Genomic DNA, 17,638 nt, shown 5'->3' with positions numbered 1-17,638 from the left:
CGCGGATGGCGCCACCGTCAAAACCTCTAGCGACTTTGTGTCTTTGCCGCGGGCGTCGCCCGCTGCGAAGCGTCGCTACTCCCCGGCCAGCCATTCCAGCGACCAGTGCGCCGGCTTTTCGACCGCCAGCAATCTGTGCAGGACCGGCAGCACGATGCGCAGTTCGCGCTCCAGCGTGAAGGGCGGGTTGACCACCACCATGCCGCTGCCGTCGAGGCTTGGTTCACGCGATGCCGGCCGGATCTCGAACTCGATGTCGAGCAATTTTGGGACGCCGGATTGCTTGAGCGCCTTGCGGAAGGCGATGATCGCTTTGCGATCCTTGATCGGATACCACAGCGCGTAGATGCCACCCGGCCAGCGCCTGTGCGCTTTCTGCATGCCGTCGACGAGGCGGTCGAATTCGCCGGCTTCCTCGAACGGCGGATCGATCAGCACCAGGCCGCGCTTTTCCTTTGGCGGCAGATGCGCGCCAAGCGCCAGCCAGCCGTCGAGTTCGATCACCCTTGTCTGGAAATCGCCGGCAAACAGCGTCTTCAGCCTGGCGGCATCTGCGCCGTGCAGTTCGATCGCCGACAACCGGTCCTGCTTTCGCATGAGGTGCCTGGCGATCAATGGCGAGCCCGGATATTTCTTCACCCCGCCATCGGGATTGAGCGAACGCACCGCTTCAAGATAGGGGGCAAGCAGCGCAGCCGCCGATTTTTCGATCGGGGCGTGGATGAGGCGGCCGATGCCGCCTTGCCATTCGCCGGTCTTTTGCGCTTCCGCCGACGAAAGATCGTAGCGGCCAATGCCGGCATGAGTGTCGACGACACGGAACGCCTTGTCCTTTTGCTTCAGATAGTCGAGCAGAAGGCTGAGCACGACATGCTTGACGACGTCGGCGAAATTGCCGGCGTGATAGGCGTGACGGTAGTTCATGCTGCGCTCATGTCGAGGAGCCTCTGCCCCAACGCGGCGGTGGCGGCTTCGAGTTCGGGTTCTCCGGCCGGCGACCGCCGAAAGCCAGAGTAAGCAGGAAGCCGATCAGGCCGACGGCCATCAGCCCATAGCCAACCGGCCGTGCGCGTTGATCGATCTCACCGGCGCCGGAGCGCAGTATCAGATCCACTGCGCGTATCGGGATATCGTCGGCGTCGCCCGGGCCGGCGGTGAAGAGATAGGCGCCTGGACTGACGGTTTCGATCACGCCGGCCTCGTCGCGAAAGATCTTGTCGGGCAGTTGCGGGCTGACCTGGCGCGGATTGTCGGCGTGGTTGAATTGCAGCGTCGAGGCAAGCACCGTGCGCCCGGCTGTGGCGGCAGTCAGCGTCAGCACGGTGCGCTGCTGCGAGACAATGCGCTCGGCCTTTGCCGTCAGGTCGACCAGCACTCTGACCGGCGCGTCGCCAGCTTTCAGCGTCACCGTCACAGGCCTAAACCGTCCCTGGTCGTAGACGCGCCAGGTGCCGATCTCGTGGCCGGAGAAATTGCTCATGGCCCAGGGATAGACGAAGCCAATGGCGGCGCCGGCAAGCAGTATCAGGACAAACAGAAAGCGCATTGAGGAGATCCGGGTGTTCAACAGATTGCCAATAACGCCCCGAAGGCCAAAAAGCGATGGCTGACGCAGCGGAGCCACCTTTGTGGAGTGCGTTGGCGGCACGCAAGCCATGTGGCACTTATGGCGAATGAAGCCTTCCGCAGAAGCATCGACTCGTCTTTTCCAACCGATGCCGGTGGCTCATGCCCAATAGCACCGTGCTGATCACCGGTGCCCGCGCGCCGGTGGCGCTGCACCTGGCGCGGCTGCTGCATGGCGCCGGTCGCCGGGTGATCCTGGCCGACAGCCCGGCCCGGCCGATCGCCGCAGCGAGCACGGCCTGCGCCGCCTACCATCGCCTGCCGCCGCCGCGCTTTGCCGCCGACGCCTATGCCAAGGCGGTGGAAGCGCTTGTCCGCGCGGAAGGCATCGAACTCGTTATCCCGACCTGCGAGGAAGTCTTTTATCTCGGTCGTCTCTGGCAGCACCGCGCCATGCCGGCCCGCCTCTTCGCACCCGAGATGGCGATGCTCGCCCGCGTTCACGACAAGCATGCCTTCATCCGGCTGGCGCAGAGCCTTGGGCTCGACGTGCCGGAAACGATACTGCTGCAAAGCGAGGCCGATCTCGACGGCGTTCGTGGCCAATCGCGCGAATTGGTGTTCAAACCTGTGTGGTCACGTTTTGCCCGTGACGTACTGCTGCGGCCATCGCCGGACGAACTCGACGCCGTCCGCCCCTCGCCCGCCGCTCCTTGGGTGGCGCAGCGCTACGTCGCCGGTGAAGAGATCAGCGCCTATGCGGTGGCGATCGAGGGTGAACTCAAAGCGCTGGCGCTCTACCGTTCGCTCTATCGCGCCGGCAAGGGCGCCGGCATCTGTTTCGAGCCGGTCGAGGATATCGCGGCGCGGCGCTTCGTCGAAACCTTCGTCGCCGGCGCCGGCTGGACCGGCCAGATATCCTTCGACCTGATGCGCGAGAACAACGGCAGGGTGCTGCCACTGGAGTGCAATCCGCGCGCCGTGAGCGGCCTGCACTTCTTTCGCGATCCGCGGCGCTTCGCCGACGCGGTCCTGGAGGATGGCGCCGAGGTGAAGCCCGACGTGACGGCGCCGCAGACGGTGAGGCTTGCGATGTGGATCTACGGGATGCCGGCGGCACTGCGCTCCGGTGGTCTCGGCAGCTTTCGCCAGGCGATGCACGATGCCGATGAGCTGCTCGACTGGCCGGGCGACCCCGCGCCGAAGCGGGCGCAGTGGCGCACGCTGGCCGAGATCGCCGGCACAGCACTGCGCCAGCGCATCAGCCTTCAGGCCGCGTCGACGCGCGATATCGAGTGGAATGGGCCGGAGCAGGACTAGTCGAGTTGAAGCGGAACTTCCCGTTTTCAGCTGAGTGCGTAAGTCCTGCTAAGGTTGCCTAAACGGGATTAACTGGCTTTGCGGACAATTGCAGGCCAAGCGCCTTGGTTACGCCCAGCAATGTACTGAGGCGCGGATCGCCCTTTTCGCTCAGCGCCTTGTAGAGTGCCTCTCGGGTCACGCCGGCGTCCTTCGCTATGCTTGTCATGCCGCGGGCGCGCGCGACAATGCCGAGGGCGTGCGCAATATAAGTCGCGTCCCCGGTCTCGAACGCATCAGCGAGCAGTTCGGCTTGAGACTCAGCATCATCAAGATATTCGGCGGCGTCGAATGGTGTGGTTCTGAGGGTCATATCAAACTTCCTTTGCCATTTTCCTGGCTTTTCCGATGTCCCTGTCCGGCGAGCCTTTGTCACCGCCGCAGAGCAGGATAATGACCGTGTTGCCGCGCCGGACGAAGTACACGCGGTATCCCGGACCGTAATCTACGCGCAATTCTCCTATGCCATCGAAGAACTTGGCGTCTCCCAACAGCCCAGCCTGAACGCGGACAATCCGTTGGGTGATCTTCTTTACGGCGCGAATGTCCGTGAGCCCTCTGAGCCATTTTCGGAATTCGTCAGTGGATCGAACTTCGATCATCCGTGAACTATAATTTACAGCAGAACTGGAATCAAGTGCCGTGAACTTTAGATTACAACTCGATTTGGTGCACCCGCGGCTCTGCCGCCGCCGGTGGCATCTTGCCGTCGATGATCGCCGCTATGTCGCGGCGCAGGAAATCCAGCGGGCCGATCGCCGGCTGAACCTGCGGCGATATACGGGCGTTGTCGCTGGCCGATTTCAGCACACGGCGATCCTGCTGCAGGGCAAAGGCAAAGAGCGGCCGGAAAGCAAGCGCCTTGAGTTCGCCGAACAGGCCCTGTCGCGGGCCGATCAGCCGGCCGACGCCTTCGACGGTCCGTTCGTCCGCCTGACGCAAATGGAAAGTGGTCGCCAGCGCCAAGCCGCCCTTGCCCCAATATTCGAGTTCGACGATGCCGGGATGGCGGTAGCGGCCGATGGTCTTGGCGCGCTCGCCTTCCAGCAGCCGGCTGACCAGCCCCTGTTGGCGGTCCTCGCCGGTGTAGCAGCTTTCGACCCAGCCCTTGCCGCCGGTCACCTCGACGCGCACGAGATGGCGCTTTGCGGTCAGGCCGCGCAGCACACCCTTGTGGGTGAAGTGGGTGTGAGTGGCGTCGAGAATGTTCTCGGCGGCGTCGAGCACCGTCGATCGCGCCGAGCTTCGCACCCGCTTCACGACGACATCCTTGCCTTGCATGCAATGGAGATAGGGCTCGCCCTCAGGCGTGCCTGCCGAGACGAAGACGACGCCGTCGCGCTCGATCGCGCTGTAGCGGCGGATACGGTAATGCGGGACGTCGCCGACATGGCCGGGAATGGCGGTGCAGCGCCCTTCCCCATTGTAGCGCCAGCCATGATAGGGACATTCGATCTCGCCACCGACGACCTTGCCGGTCGAGAGTTCGACCAGGCGGTGAGCGCAGCGGTCGAAGAGGGCGGCAATGCCTTTCGCCGAGCGGAACAGCACCAGTGGCGCGCCGTCGAACAGGATGCGCTTCGGCTTGGCTTTGATGTCGGCAGACCGCATCACCGCCTGCCAATAGTCTTTGTCTTTCTGCTGCCGGGTGTCGCTCAAAGTTCAAATCTCCTGAGCAGGGGAATGCCGATCTTCGCGAGCACAAATTCCATGATCCGCACCGCCATGCGTTGGCGGCGCGGCAGATGGGCAGCATAGACGGCGTTGTATTCCACCGTCGCCACGGCGCCGCGCAAGCGTTTGAAGGCGGCGGCACCGGCGCTCATGTTGAAGAACAGGCTGTGCGCCATCGCATGATCCTGCGCCAGCGCCATCATCATGCGGTAAAGGCCTTCGCTCACCGGGAGGCCGGTGTCGTAGCCGACGATGGGTTGCGTCAGTGTCCTGCCGTTCTGAGACAAAGCGGCGACGGCGACCAGTTCACCGCCGGGACGACGCAGGCCTGCCAGTTGCAGGATGCCGCGACGGTGCGTCTCGCCGATATAGCGGGCCGTGTAGTGCGGGTTGAGCGGCGTGTATTTGTCGAGATAGAGCATCCGGTAGAGCGCTTCGGCGCGCGCATAGTCGGCCTCGGTGAAGTCGCCATTGCCGACCTGCTCGAAAGGCGTCGTGGGCAGCCGCTTGCGGTCGCGCTTCATGTCGTTGGTCATGGCCGAACCGTCGCCTGCGAAGATGTAGATCTGCCGCGCCGCCAGCATTCGAAAACCCTCCGCCTTCAGCGCTGCGATTGTCGACGGATCGGCGATCTCGTTCAGGGAGCGGATGAGAACAGCGCGATCGGGAAAACGCGCGGTGAGATCGTCGCGCATCGCCGCGACCGCGTTGCGATCGAGCAGCGGCACCGGATTGGTCGAATAGAGCCAGTTGTTGACCTGAACCTGATGGTCAAGGCCGCTCATCCTGACCAGCGGCGCGCACAGGCCGATCAGCATCCGCATCGTTTTTTGCAGCAAGGGCGAGGAGACGAAATTGCGGGTCTCGTCGATGGCATAGTCGACATAGGCGCTGGACGGGCAGCAGATGTAGCAGTTCGGCGCTTCGCTTCTGTCGTTCAGCGTCAGCGGAAAGGAGCGGCCGGCGATCTCGAAGGTTTCGACAGCCACTGTCAGATTGCGCACGAGGTCGCGCACCGGCACCTCGTTGAAAAGCTGAACGAAGGCTTCGACCTCACGCGGGTTGTTTTCTACCCGGTTCGTCTGATCGAGTGGCAACATAGCGAGCCGGTTCATGATGCCGCTCCCAGGTGGCATTCGACCCGACGCAGTTTGCGGCCGGTCTCCAACGGCAGGTCCCTGCGAACAAGGCTGACCGAAGCTGTCGCCTGGCGCGCCGCCAGCAAATTGCGCACGGACTGATGGGCGGCGGTGGCGGCTTCGTCGGCAAGCCCGGGGGCCAGGCTGAGTTCGATTGCATCTTCAGCGGTCTGGACCAGGCGGAAATCGTCGATGCGCCGGTCGGCCTTGAGCACCGCATTGCGTAGTATGTCGGGCGTGACGAGGAGCTGCCCGTGCGGCGAGGCTAGCCGGAAAGCGTCGTCCATGCGGCCGACGATCTCGTCCAGCGTGCGCAGCGGCGAGCCGCAGCGGCATGGCTTTTCGGACAGCCGCAGCAAGTCGTTCATCCGGTAGCGCGCCATGATCTGGGTCCGGCGGCGAAAGGCGGTGATCAGCGGCATGACCAGGCCGTCGCCGGCCGGTTCGAACTCGAAGAACACCGAATCCTCGGCCAGATGCAGCCCGCCCTGGCGGCAGGTGACGGCGAACAGCCCTTCGGTCGCCATGTAGATCTGGTCGACCTGACCACCAAAGAATGCCTCGATGACCGGCCGGTCAACCGGGTCGAGCGTTTCGGCGGCGCTGAAGACACGCTGCGGCTTGAGCCGAAAGCCCTCGGCCGCGAAGTGCCGCAGTATCTTCGGTGGCGCGATGATCACCGTCGGCGCGAAATCTTCGAGAGCGCCGCGCCAGCTCTCCGGACCGCGCGTCAGATCGAAGAAGCGCAGGTCGATACGACGCGATTTGCGCGCGCTATCGTAGAGCCCGGTGTTTTGCGGCAGGATCACCGCAACGCGCTGCCGGCGCCAGAGCAGATCGGGCACGGCCTTGGCCAGGATGGTGCCCAGCCAGCGGTATTTTTCCGCCTCGGAAATGACGAACAGGCCACGATTGCCCGACGTGCCGGTGCTGGAGCCGACAGTCAGCTCGCCAATGCGGCTATCGCCGGCCTGCGCCTTCCAGGCCTCGGCGGCCGAGACGCCATGAATGTTGAAGCGCTCGAAATTGCCCATCAGCGTCGCCTTGTCGGTCACCGGCAGATCGCCGAGATGACGCGGCGTCTTGCCGTAGAACGGCGCGCGCGGCAGGTCGCGGTCGAGAAAGCGGCGCAAGGCATGACCTTGCCAGCGTTCGAAATTCTCACGGCTCTTGCGCGAGAGCCATTGCGTCAACACAAACGAACGGGCCGCTTCCGTCGGCCCGTTCATGCGCTCTCTCCGGCCAGATCGTAGGCCGTCACCGCCGGATCATGACAAAGAACAACCTCGCCGCCGGTCGCCAGAAACCGGCGCAACATTACGCTGGTCGGCTCGATCGCGGCGGCATCCTCGGCCAGCAGGGTTGCCGGCAGACCGGGAGTTCGGTTTTCGACAAGGGCCGCGAACAACCATTGCGCGTCGACGGCGTAGAGCAGCGGCCGCTCCAGATTTGGGAACGAAAGGCCGAACTGGCCATCGGCATGGCCGGGCAGACCGACTGCGATGACGCTGCCGTCGCCGAACAGATCGGCGCCGCCCGGTACGCCGCCACGCGGCTCGACCTGCCGCTTCGACGACAGCCCGTCGAGTCGGGCCTCGAAGTCAGACGGGAACAGTTCCTTGAAGACGCCATGGCGCAGATTCTGCAGGGAAGTCTTGGCCTTCGCCCGCGCCCAGGCGGTGTCATTGGCGATAAGCCGAGCGTTGGGAAACAGCGACAGGCCCGACATGTGGTCGGCATGGAAATGCGTGACGATGACGGTGCGCACATCCTGCAAAGACAGGCCGAAGCGCGCCAGTACCGCGAGCGGCTGCTCGGCTTCGTTGAGCTGGGGCCGGAGGATCGCACTGTAAAGACGCAGCGCCGTGCTGCGCCCACTGCCTTGTGTCACATGCGGCGTGTAGCCGGTGTCGATCAGGACGGGGCCGGCCCGCGGATGCATGATCAGGCCGTAGCGGACACGTAGCCTGACCTTCGCCCAGCTGCCGCCGCGCAGGATCAGGCGCTCGGCTGCGCCGACAGAGGCGCTGTTGGCGAAGACGATCTTCACGCTGCCCCCCTGCTTTCCATCGCCTTGCCGAATGTGCGATCGAGCCCTTCCTCGAACGACACTTTCGGCGCCCAGCCGAGGATGCGGCCTGCCTTGGAAAGATCGAGGCTCTGCGCATAGGCGAACAGGCCAAGACCGTAGCGCGTCACCGGCGGTTCCGGGCGGCCGGGCAATATATTCGCTACCGTCTCCGCTATCCCGGCCGCCAGCATGGCGGGCCAGAGCGGCATTCTGCGCCAGCGCGGCTGCACGCCGGCGCGGGCGCAGGCCGCCTCGGCAATGCGGCGGACCGGCACCACTTCGCCGCCGGAGACGTTGAATATCTGTCCCTCGGCAGCGCTGCCAGCGGAGAGCGCGGCAAGCACGGCATCGACGACATCCTCTACATAAGTGAGATCGATGCGCGCCTTGCCGTCGCGAAACAGCGGCAGCGGGCGCTGCCGTGCCACCTGCAGCAGGCGCGGCAGCAGCGTGCGGTCGCCGGGACCGTAGAGGCCGCGCGGCCGCAGCACCACCGGGCTGATCTCAGGCGCCGCCAGCACGATCTCCTCGGCCTGCCGCTTGGTGCGGGCATAGTGGTTGACCGGAGGGGGCAAGGCCGCATTCTCGGAAACTCCGAGCTGGTCGCGATAGGCGAAACAGACCGTCGGGCTGGAGATATGGACGAAGCGGCGCACGCCTTGCCCGCGCGCGAAATCGCTGAGGTTGCGGGTAGCTGTGACATTTGCCGTCTGGAAATCCGCCAACCTGCCGAAGGGCGCGGAAAGTGCCGCGCAGTGGATGATCGCATCGACGCCGTCGAGAGCGCGCGCGGCAGCTGCATCGAATGGTTGAGACAAATCGAGCCGAACGACCCGATGACCAGCGGCTTCGAGCGCCGCGCAGCGTTTGGCGTCCCTGCCAAGACCCAGCGCCGGTGTACCCAGTGCAGCCAGCCGCGCCATGACATGCGCGCCGAGGAAGCCGCTGGCGCCGGTGACGAGGACGCGTCCCACGGTCATGCTTCCAGCGCCATGCCGCCGAACGACACGCCGGCCGAGGTGCCGAGGAACAGCACTTTGGCGCCGGGCACAATGCGTTGTTCGCGGCGCGCGACGTCGAGCGCAAAGGGGATGGAAGCGGCGATCTGATTGCCGTAGCGCGCCGCGATGTCGACGAGCTTTTCCCTGGCGAAGCCGGTCTGGCGCGCCATGTGGGCGAGCGCGAAAGGGCTTGCCTGATGCGGCACGACGAGGTCGACATCGTCGTGCCGCCAGCCGGCGCGATCGAGCAACTCCGCTACAAAGCCGTTGAAATGGCGTGACGTGACGCGAAACAGTTCCTTACCCTCCATGTGGAACAGGCTGTGGCGGGCGAATTCCTCAGGCTCACGATGAAAGTCGAACCGGGTGCCGCCGGAGCCGATGCTGCAGGCCTCATAGGCGGAAGGGTAGGTGCGCATCAGGTTGGCCGCGACTCGACCCTCGGCAGGGGCTGCCTGTTGCAGCACGGCGGCCGCCGCGCCATCGCCGAAGAGGGCCGCAATTTCCGGCTGGTCCTGCCACGGCAGCGCGCGCGAGGCGATTTCAGACGAGAACACCAGCGCCGTCCGGCATTGCCCGGCCTCGATCAGGCGCGACGCGGTCTCGAAGGCTGTGAGGAAGCCCAGGCAGGTGCTGTTGACGTCGAAAGCGGCCGCCGACCCATCGGCAAGGCCGAGGCGCTGCATGACCAGCGGCGCCGTCGACGGCAACGGCTGGTAAGGCACGCCGCAACCGCCGATGACCAGATCGACACTGCCTGCCTCAAGTTCGGCATCGGCAAGCGCCAGACGGGCTGCGGCACAAGCAAGGTCGACCTGCGATTCGGCGTCGCAGACATAGCGTTCGATGACGCCGGTCGCGGCCTCGAAATGTCCATCCCCAAACCCCAGCCGCGCATCGAGGGCGCGCGACGTCACGCATCGAGCCGGCACGGCCCGCCCGGTTCCGATGATCCTGATCCGCATTCTCAGCCCGCCCAATGAGCCTGCATCCAGTCAATCCATAAAACGGATCCAATGTGATGGCCATCATCAAGACGAATGCGTGGGAACTATGGAGCCTTCAGTGGATTGCGGCTAGAATCTCTCGCAAGTATAAAGACCCGTACGGGGCGATTATGGCCAGATCTTTTTTCCGCTTTATTTCTTCAATTTTTGGCGCGTCCGACGCCAGACAGGAAGGAAAAGCCGAGGCCAACAGAGCCAATACAGGGGGCTTGATCAGAGCCGAATGGCCCCATGACTATCAGTTCCTCTTTATCGAACCACCTGCGAACGAAGTCGCGGAAGCGTTGGACGGCTGGAAGTGGATCGGACTGGATGGCCTTGAACCAGCTGCGGTGTCAGCTTTCGGCGACATATTTTTCCGTGCCGGCGACGGGTCGGTTCGTCATCTCGATATGCTCGACGGGAAATTGACCAGAATTGCGGGTCATTGGGCGGAATTTCAGGCCGACTTGCAGAATGAAGCGCGCCGCGACGAGTTGCTGCTGGCGGGCCTTGTCGTTGCCGCCCGAAAGAACCGACTGATTCCGGCAGCCGGCCAATGCTATGATTTCAAGAAGCCGCCGGTGCTTGGCGGCGAAATGAGTCTGCGAGAGATGGAAACGACGTTTTTCGTTGTGAAGGTGCATATCGCCGGCCAAATCCATCGGCAGGTGAAAGATCTCCCGCAGGGCGCGAAGATAAACAAGGTTACGATCAGCGACCGATAACGCGACTTACGCCTTGCGCTCCCAGCGACGGTCGGGCGTCTGCTGCCAGTAGGTGACAGCGTGGCCCGCTTCTTTCAACACCTTCCAATGCGTCCGCGCCCCTTCGACCTGGGCCGCGTCATGGCCGTCGAACAGGAACACGGCGCGTTCGTAGCCGGCGAGATCGGCGGGTGCGGCGCCATCGACGAGGAAGCGTATCTGCGCCTGGTTGGGGTTGGCGTCGCTCGTGGTGAGCAGGATTGGCTGTTCGGCCGGATGGGCTTCACGGTCGGTCGCGTGCGCGAGGAACGAATCGTCCCTGAATGTCCACAGATGCAGGTCGAGCGCATCGCGCCGCTCCTCGGTCCCTGTCTGCACCACGGCGCGCCAGCCGCGATCGACGCTGCGCTCGAGCAGGCCGGGAAGCGCATCCTCCAGCGTCGATTCGGTCAGGTGGTAGAACAGGACATCGGCCATTCCCTGCCTTATCCCTCGTAATTGTCGCGCACCAGCCGGTCGAGCAGCCTGACGCCGAAACCCGAGCCCCAGGACTGGTTGATCTCGCTCGGCGGAGAGCCCATCGCGGTGCCGGCGATGTCGAGATGCGCCCACGGCGTTTCCTTGACGAAGCGCTGCAGGAACTGCGCGGCGATGATGGCGCCGCCATAGCGGCCGCCGATGTTCTTCATGTCGGCGTTCTTGGAATCGATCAGCTTGTCGTATTCGGGCCCAAGCGGCATGCGCCACAGCCGCTCCTGACTCGCCTGGCCGGCCGCCGTCAACCTGTCCGAAAGTTCGTCATTGTTGGAGAACAGGCCGGCATAATGCTGGCCGAGCGCGACCATGATGGCGCCGGTCAGCGTCGCCAGATTGACCATGAATTTCGGCTGGAAGCGGTCGTTGCAATACCACAGCGCGTCGGCCAGAACGAGGCGTCCTTCGGCATCGGTGTTGAGCACCTCGATGGTCTGACCCGACATCGAGGTGACGATGTCGCCGGGGCGCTGGGCATGGCCGTCGACGGCATTTTCCACCAGCCCGACGATGCCGACGACATTGGCCTTGGCCTTTCGCGCGGCCAGCGCCTGGATGAGCCCGATGACGGCCGCGGCACCGCCCATGTCGCCCTTCATGTCTTCCATGCCGGAGGCCGGCTTCATAGAATTGCCGCCGGTGTCGAAGGTGACGCCCTTGCCGACGAAGGCGACCGGTGCGTCCTTGGCCTTGCCGCCCTTCCATTGCATGACAGCCATCCGGGCGCCGCGCGGCGAACCCTGCGCGACACCGAGGAGCGAGCCCATGCCGAGCTTCTTCATTTCCTTCTCGGTGAGGATCTCGACCTCGACGCCGAGCGCTTCCAGTTCCTTGGCGCGGGCGGCGAATTCGATCGGGCCGAGCGTATTGGCCGGTTCGTTGACAAGGTCGCGCGCCAGAAGCACGCCGTCGATGACCGCAACCTCGTCGGCGAAGGCCTTTTTCGCCGCGGCAGGATCGGCGGTGTGGATGGTCACCTTGACCGGTTTCTTCGGCTCGGCATCGTCCTTGTCTTTCCTGGTCTTGTATTTGTCGAAGGAGTAGCTGCGCAGAATGATGCCGGCGGCAAGGTTCGCCGCTTGCCTGCCGCCAATCTTTGCGCCCGGCACATCCAGGATGACGGCCACCTCCGCTGCCTTGCGCAGGGACGCGGCGATGGTGCCGCCAAGCTTCAGCCAGGCAAAGTCATCGAGGCCGGCGACCTTGCCGGCGCCGACCGCCACCAGTCGGTCGAGCGATGTACCCTGCGGCGCCAGCACTTCGACGACACCGGCGAATTTTCCGGAAAACTCCGCCACCGGAAACGCCCGCGCCAGCGTTCCTGAGGGGTCGCAGGCCTTTGCCGGTTCGCCAAGGCCACCATCGTCGGCCGCCAGCACGAAGATGCTGCCCTTTTTGGGTGCGGCAAATTTGGCGAAGGCGATCAATGGTCTCAAAGTCATCAGGTCCTGCTTTCGGGAAACGGCTCAGATTTTCAGGAAAAATGCATTCTCAGGGAAGATGCGCGACATTTGGTCGTTTTCCTTGCTTTGGCAAGACTTTGCCGGAATCAGGGCTCATATGCACAGCGGAATCGATAACGATTCGTCGCGGCACGGCCCCGCTTTCCTGCCGCAACCTGTTGTTAACCATCGATGTTCTCCCTTTCTTATCCATTGCCGCCGACACTCCGGCCTGCGGGACGGGCGATGTGGGACGGAGAATCGGATCGAACCGCCTGAAAGAAATGGCCAAACGCACCCAGTTGTACAGCCGCAGCCGGACGACTACCTTGTCCGCGGGCATGATGCCGTTCGGCAAATCGAGAAAAGCCTTACATGAAGGTCGTTGAACGCTACATCATGCGTCGCGCACTGGCGGTGTTTCTCGCTGCGCTGATCTGGACGCTGGCCATTGTCTGGACGACGCAGGTGCTTGCCCGCATCGACCTGGTCACCGACAGTGGCCAATCGGCGCTGACTTTTTTCGAGGTCGCAGGCCTCATCATCCCCACCATCATCCCGATCGTGGTCCCGTTCGCCCTGGTGGTGGCGGTTGCCCAGACGCTCAGCGTCATGAACTCCGATTCGGAATTGGCCGTCATCAACGCCGCCGGCGCCTCGCGCTGGACGATTGTGCGGCCGGTCCTGCTGATCGCGCTGGCGGCCAGCGTCTTTTCCTTCGCGGTCGACAATGGCGTCGAACCCTATGCCAGGCAGAAGAACCGCCAGCTGATCGCATCCTCGCGCGCCGATCTCTTGTCGCTGATCATCCAGGAAGGCACGTTCCGCAAGATCGACGACGGGCTGTTCCTGCAGATAGGCGAGCGGCTGCCGGACAACCGGCTCGGCGGCATCTTCGTGGCCGATTCGCGCGAGGAAGGCGCCAATCTGATCTATTATGCCAAGAGCGGCAGCGTCGTCGAAAAGGGTGACGAGAAGGTGCTGATGATGAATGACGGCGTCATTCATCGCAAGACGCTGACCGGCGACCTGTCGGTCATCCGCTTCACGTCCTACGCCTTCGACCTTTCCGCCTTCATGTCGGCGGCGAACGATATCATGCTCCTGCCCAAGGACCGAACGACGCAATACCTGCTCAACCCGGATCCGAACGACAAGATCTTCCAGCGCAGGCCCGGCGCCTACAAGGCCGAGCTCGACCAGCGCTTTTCCGAATGGTCCTATTCGCTGGTGTTCGCGCTGATCGCGCTGGCCGTGGCAGGCGATGCGCGCTCACACCGCGAGGCGCGCATCCACCCGCTGATCACAGCCATCGCCATTGCGTTGTTCGTGCGCTGGCTGGGCTTCTTTGCCGCCGGCAAGGCCGACAAGATCCCGCAATACGCCTATATGGTCTATGGCGTGCCGGTCATCGCCTCGGCGGTCGCCATCTGGTTCATCGTCACCTCGCGAAGCATGGAACTGCCCGGCAGCTGGGCCGACTGGATGACGAATTTCGCCGGCCGCGTCAGCGATGGCTGGACGGCGCTCAAGCTGCGCCTCAATCGGCGCTACACATCCGGCCAGGGAGCCTGACGATGGGCTGGACCCTGGGCCGCTACTTCTTCTTTCGCTACGTGTCGATCACGATCTGGTTCTTCATCGGCCTTCTGGCGCTGGTGTTCCTGATCGACTTCACCGAGCTGTCCGGCCGCATCACCGGCCTGCCGGGCTTCACCTACGGCACGGCGGTCGCGATCTCGGCGCTGAGGATGCCGATGATCATGCTGCAAACGGTGCCGTTCGTCGGCCTGTTCTCGGCGATGGCGACGCTGGTCTCGCTCAACCGAAAATACGAGCTGGTGATTGCGCGCTCGGCCGGAGTGTCGGCCTGGCAGTTTCTGTTGCCCTGCTGCATCGGTGCGCTGTTATTCGGCATATTGTCGGTCGGCGTGCTCAATCCGATCGCCGCGCATGGCTTCTCATGGTCGGAGCAGATGGAAAACCAGCTGCGATCCGGCAATTCGAACGTGGTGGCGGCCGATGCCACGCCGTGGATCCGCCAGAAAACCAACTCCGGCGACACCATCATCGGCGCCCGCGCCATCCTGAACCAGGGCCTGGAAATGGCCGACACCGTGTTCTTCGTCCTCGATCCGCAGGGCAATATCGTCGAGCGCAAGGACGCCGCGCGGGCCTTTCTGCGCGACGGCTACTGGGAATTGCAGGACGTCAAGGTGTTCAAGGACGGCAACATCCGTTCCGAAACGACCGACCAGTTGCCGACTAACCTCAAGCCGGAATTCGTGCAGGAACGGCTGGCGCGCCCCGAAACCATCCCGTTTTACGACCTTCCCGGCAAGATTGAGGTTGCCCGCTCCTTCGGCCTCAAGGCAAATGCCTTCGCCATGCAGTTCGATTCGCTGGTGGCGTTACCGTTCCTGCTTGTGGCCATGACGCTGATTGCGGCAACAGTTTCAATGCGATTTGCGAGGATGGGGCAGTCGGCAACGATGATTCTGGGTGGCGTCCTCGCCGGCTTTCTGCTTTATGTCGTTTCGGTATTGGTCAAGGCATTCGGCGTGGCGGGATTCGTGCCCACAGCCGTGGCTGCATGGGTTCCGGTTGTCGTGGCTATGTTCTTTGGGGTGACATTCCTGCTATACAAGGAAGACGGCTAGTGAGGGAGGCGGCTTTGCGCAGCCATAGGCAGGCCGGTTTGGCGCGCCTCTATTCGGCGAGCGCCTTGGCATGCCTGCTCGCCTGCGGCGTGCTGACGGCTCCTGCGCTGGCGCAGGACGTCACCGACGTGGCAACGAAGGTTCCTTCCGGCTCCCAGATGCTGCTGGCGGCAGACACGCTCGTCTATAACAACGACAACCAGACGGTCACCGCCATCGGCGGCGTCCAGATCGACTATGGCGGCAACAAGCTCGTCGCCCAACGCGTCGTCTATGATCGAAACACCAAGCGGCTGGTTGCCAGCGGCAATGTCGAGATCGTCAACAGCGACGGCACCAAGATCAACTCGCAGCATATCGATATTACCGACGATTTCGCTGACGGTTTCGTCAATGCGCTGCGCGTCGAAACGCCTGAAAAAGCCTATTTCGCCGCCGAAAGCGCCGAGCGCATGGGCGGCGTGCTGACAACGTTCCACAACGGCGTCTATACGGCCTGCGAGCCTTGCGAAGACAAGCCGGACAAGGCGCCGACCTGGCGGATCAAAGCCAGGAAGATCATTTGGAACGGCGAAAAGAAGACGGTTCGCTTCGAGAACGCGAATTTCGAATTCTTCGGCTTCCCGCTGGCTTATCTGCCGGCGTTCGAGATCGCCGACCCTACGGTCAAGCGCAAAAGCGGCTTCCTGATCCCCAGCATCGGCTACAACAACCGTCTCGGCGTCGGCGTCAAAGTCCCCTACTATTTTGCCCTGTCGCCGACCTATGACCTCACCGTTACGGGCAGCGGCTACACCAAGCAGGGTTTCCTCGGCGAGGCCGAGTGGCGCCAGCGCTTCAACAATGGCCAATACACGCTGAAGCTTGCCGGAATCAACCAGCAGGACCCTGGCGCTTTCCGTGATTTCGCGGCTTTCCCCGGCGGCTACAATGTCAATTCGGGGCCAGCAGGCGATCCGAACAAATTCCGCGGGATGATGGGCACCAAAGGCCAGTTCGCCATCAATCCGCGCTGGGACTTCGGCTGGGATATCCTGCTTCAGACCGACAAGAATTTTTCGCGTACCTACACGATCGAAGGCTACAACGACGCCGTGCATCAATCGTCGGTCTACCTGACCGGCCTAAACGACCGCAATTATTTCGATGTGCGCGCCATGCGCTTCCAGGTTCAGGAAAACACACCGGACGGCAACGTCGCATCGCGCAGCGACAAGCAGCCCTGGGTGTTGCCGTCGCTCGACTATGCCTACATCCCCGACATGTCGGTGGCCGGCGGCCAGCTGTCGTTCAACGTCAATGCACGAGTCATTCGCCGCGACGATCTCGATCAGGCCTATTTTACGCCCTACGTGCCGGGCTCCGGCGTCCAGCGCGTGCGCGGCATCGAGGGCGAATCCGGTCGCCTCACCGCCGAAGCCGAATGGAAGCGTACCTTCACCACGGACGGCGGATTGCAGTTGACGCCCCTTCTGGCTCTGCAGGGCGACGTCGACTATCTCAACGCTTCTTCGGCTTCGCTGACTGCGGTAAACCAGATGGCAACGAATGTCGGTGCCGCCGACGACATGCGGTCTTCCTTCGCCCGTTACATGGCGACCGCCGGCCTTGAGATGCGCTGGCCGGTGCTGTTTTCGATGGCCGGCTCCAGCCATATCGTCGAGCCGATGGCGCAGGTCTTCATGCGCCCGAACGAGCAGTATGTCGGCGGGCTCGCCGTTCCCAACGAGGACGCACAGAGCTTCGTCTTCGATGCCACGACGCTGTTCGAGCGCGACAAGTTCTCCGGCTACGACCGCGTCGAAGGCGGCAGCCGCGCCAATGTCGGATTCCGCTATTCCGGCGCATATGACAATGGCTGGGGCACCAATGCCATCTTCGGCCAATCCTACCAGCTGGGCGGCCGCAACTCCTTCAATTCGCCGGATCTGGTCAATGTCGGCGCCAATGTCGATGGGGCTGCTAATTCGGGCCTGGAGACTTCGACCTCCGACTATGTCGGCCTTGTCGGCTTCAGCAGCCCGAGCGGCTTCTCCGGTTCGCTCAGCGGCCGCTTCGACGAGCAGACCTTCGAAGTTCGCCGTGCCGAGGTGAAGGCCGCCTATTCCGGGCTGCCGGTTTCGCTGAGCGCCAAATACGCCTTCATCCAGGCGCAGCCGCTCTATGGTTTCACCACCGATCGCCACGAAGTCACGCTCGGCGCCTCGACGCACCTGGCCGAAAACTGGCGCGTCTTCGGCACCGGCACCTACGACCTGCAACAAAGCGTGCTGGTCAAGGACGGCGTCGGCTTTGCCTACAATGATTCCTGCTTCACCTACCTGATGACGTACTCGGAATCACGCGACATCAACACCAAGGAAGTGTCGCAGAATGTCGGCTTCAACCTGTCGTTCCGCACGCTCGGGGATTTCGGCTCGTCCCAAAGCTCGATCGACTCCATCCAGTAGAGCCGGCTGACGACATCGTTTTGCCGCATAAAGCGGGCACGGATTTCAC

18 protein-coding genes are annotated in these 17,638 nt (G+C 63.3%); 5 read left to right on the top strand and 13 right to left on the bottom strand.

Going from position 1 to position 17,638, the window contains the following annotated elements:
- Positions 1–75 precede the first annotated feature (75 nt).
- Positions 76–924, bottom strand: a complete 849-nt coding sequence (locus NKJ80_RS04935; protein ID WP_023684716.1) for a 23S rRNA (adenine(2030)-N(6))-methyltransferase RlmJ — start codon at positions 922–924, stop codon at positions 76–78.
- Positions 925–931: 7 nt separating this feature from the next.
- Positions 932–1,546 (bottom strand): hypothetical protein, encoded by a 615-nt coding sequence (locus NKJ80_RS04930; RefSeq protein WP_023684715.1) that lies wholly within the window; start codon positions 1,544–1,546, stop codon positions 932–934.
- 182 nt (positions 1,547–1,728) lie between these two features.
- Here NKJ80_RS04930 and NKJ80_RS04925 point away from each other — a divergent pair, with 182 nt between their 5' ends.
- Positions 1,729–2,886, top strand: a complete 1,158-nt coding sequence (locus NKJ80_RS04925; RefSeq protein ID WP_027048820.1) for an ATP-grasp domain-containing protein — start codon at positions 1,729–1,731, stop codon at positions 2,884–2,886.
- 58 nt (positions 2,887–2,944) lie between these two features.
- Here NKJ80_RS04925 and NKJ80_RS04920 read toward each other — a convergent pair whose 3' ends face one another.
- Genes NKJ80_RS04920 through NKJ80_RS04885 form a run of 8 tightly spaced genes read right to left on the bottom strand, consistent with a single transcriptional unit; the run spans position 2,945 to position 9,727 of the window.
- Positions 2,945–3,238, bottom strand: a complete 294-nt coding sequence (locus tag NKJ80_RS04920; protein WP_023672747.1) for an addiction module antidote protein — start codon at positions 3,236–3,238, stop codon at positions 2,945–2,947.
- Between the two features lies 1 nt (position 3,239).
- On the bottom strand, positions 3,240–3,527 hold the full coding sequence (locus tag NKJ80_RS04915; RefSeq protein ID WP_352497171.1) for a type II toxin-antitoxin system RelE/ParE family toxin: 288 nt from the start codon (positions 3,525–3,527) through the stop codon (positions 3,240–3,242).
- Positions 3,528–3,579: 52 nt separating this feature from the next.
- Positions 3,580–4,584 carry a Rieske 2Fe-2S domain-containing protein gene (locus NKJ80_RS04910; RefSeq protein ID WP_352497170.1) on the bottom strand — a complete coding sequence of 335 codons (1,005 nt, stop codon included), beginning with the start codon at positions 4,582–4,584 and terminating at the stop codon, positions 3,580–3,582.
- The gene (locus NKJ80_RS04905; RefSeq protein WP_023715076.1) at positions 4,581–5,714 is read right to left on the bottom strand and encodes a GNAT family N-acetyltransferase; all 1,134 of its coding nucleotides are present in this window, start codon (positions 5,712–5,714) and stop codon (positions 4,581–4,583) included. The genes NKJ80_RS04910 and NKJ80_RS04905 overlap by 4 nt, the downstream gene beginning before the upstream one ends.
- Positions 5,711–6,967, bottom strand: a complete 1,257-nt coding sequence (locus tag NKJ80_RS04900; protein WP_023715075.1) for a F390 synthetase-related protein — start codon at positions 6,965–6,967, stop codon at positions 5,711–5,713. Before NKJ80_RS04900 ends, NKJ80_RS04905 begins: the two co-directional genes overlap by 4 nt.
- A complete protein-coding gene (locus NKJ80_RS04895) occupies positions 6,964–7,788 on the bottom strand; it encodes an MBL fold metallo-hydrolase (protein ID WP_023715074.1) in 825 nt (274 codons plus the stop codon). The genes NKJ80_RS04900 and NKJ80_RS04895 overlap by 4 nt, the downstream gene beginning before the upstream one ends.
- Positions 7,785–8,789, bottom strand: a complete 1,005-nt coding sequence (locus tag NKJ80_RS04890; RefSeq protein ID WP_352497169.1) for an NAD-dependent epimerase/dehydratase family protein — start codon at positions 8,787–8,789, stop codon at positions 7,785–7,787. Before NKJ80_RS04890 ends, NKJ80_RS04895 begins: the two co-directional genes overlap by 4 nt.
- Positions 8,786–9,727: a 3-oxoacyl-[acyl-carrier-protein] synthase III C-terminal domain-containing protein gene (locus NKJ80_RS04885; protein WP_352497168.1), complete on the bottom strand. Its 942-nt coding sequence runs from the start codon at positions 9,725–9,727 to the stop codon at positions 8,786–8,788. The genes NKJ80_RS04890 and NKJ80_RS04885 overlap by 4 nt, the downstream gene beginning before the upstream one ends.
- 104 nt (positions 9,728–9,831) lie before the next feature.
- On the opposite strand from NKJ80_RS04885, the gene NKJ80_RS04880 reads away from it, so the two are divergent.
- Complete coding sequence (locus NKJ80_RS04880; RefSeq protein WP_352497167.1) at positions 9,832–10,524, top strand: T6SS immunity protein Tdi1 domain-containing protein; 693 nt, start codon at positions 9,832–9,834, stop codon at positions 10,522–10,524.
- Between the two features lie 6 nt (positions 10,525–10,530).
- On the opposite strand, the gene NKJ80_RS04875 is transcribed toward NKJ80_RS04880, so the two are convergent.
- The 3 genes from NKJ80_RS04875 to NKJ80_RS04865 are packed head-to-tail and all read right to left on the bottom strand — an operon-like array spanning position 10,531 to position 12,822.
- Entirely contained in the window at positions 10,531–10,980 is a 450-nt protein-coding gene (locus tag NKJ80_RS04875; protein ID WP_023672739.1) for a DNA polymerase III subunit chi, read from the bottom strand.
- Between the two features lie 8 nt (positions 10,981–10,988).
- Complete coding sequence (locus tag NKJ80_RS04870) at positions 10,989–12,479, bottom strand: leucyl aminopeptidase (protein ID WP_023715072.1); 1,491 nt, start codon at positions 12,477–12,479, stop codon at positions 10,989–10,991.
- A 49-nt stretch (positions 12,480–12,528) separates the two neighbouring features.
- Positions 12,529–12,822, bottom strand: coding sequence for a hypothetical protein (locus NKJ80_RS04865; RefSeq protein ID WP_156941017.1), 294 nt, complete (start codon positions 12,820–12,822; stop codon positions 12,529–12,531).
- A 32-nt stretch (positions 12,823–12,854) separates the two neighbouring features.
- Between NKJ80_RS04865 and lptF the strand changes: the two genes are divergently transcribed.
- Genes lptF through NKJ80_RS04850 form a run of 3 tightly spaced genes read left to right on the top strand, consistent with a single transcriptional unit; the run spans position 12,855 to position 17,589 of the window.
- Complete coding sequence (gene lptF, locus NKJ80_RS04860) at positions 12,855–14,054, top strand: LPS export ABC transporter permease LptF (protein WP_023672737.1); 1,200 nt, start codon at positions 12,855–12,857, stop codon at positions 14,052–14,054.
- Positions 14,055–14,056: 2 nt separating this feature from the next.
- A complete protein-coding gene (lptG, locus tag NKJ80_RS04855) occupies positions 14,057–15,139 on the top strand; it encodes an LPS export ABC transporter permease LptG (RefSeq protein ID WP_023702945.1) in 1,083 nt (360 codons plus the stop codon).
- Entirely contained in the window at positions 15,139–17,589 is a 2,451-nt protein-coding gene (locus tag NKJ80_RS04850) for an LPS-assembly protein LptD (RefSeq protein WP_023685694.1), read from the top strand. The genes lptG and NKJ80_RS04850 overlap by 1 nt, the downstream gene beginning before the upstream one ends.
- The last annotated feature ends 49 nt before the right edge of the window (positions 17,590–17,638 follow it).

Origin of the sequence: Mesorhizobium sp. M0030 (genome assembly GCF_040323695.1) — a bacterium.
GTDB lineage: Bacteria > Pseudomonadota > Alphaproteobacteria > Rhizobiales > Rhizobiaceae > Mesorhizobium.
The sequence above is the reverse complement of the archived record's forward strand: the minus strand, read 5'-3'. Positions and strand labels throughout refer to the sequence as shown.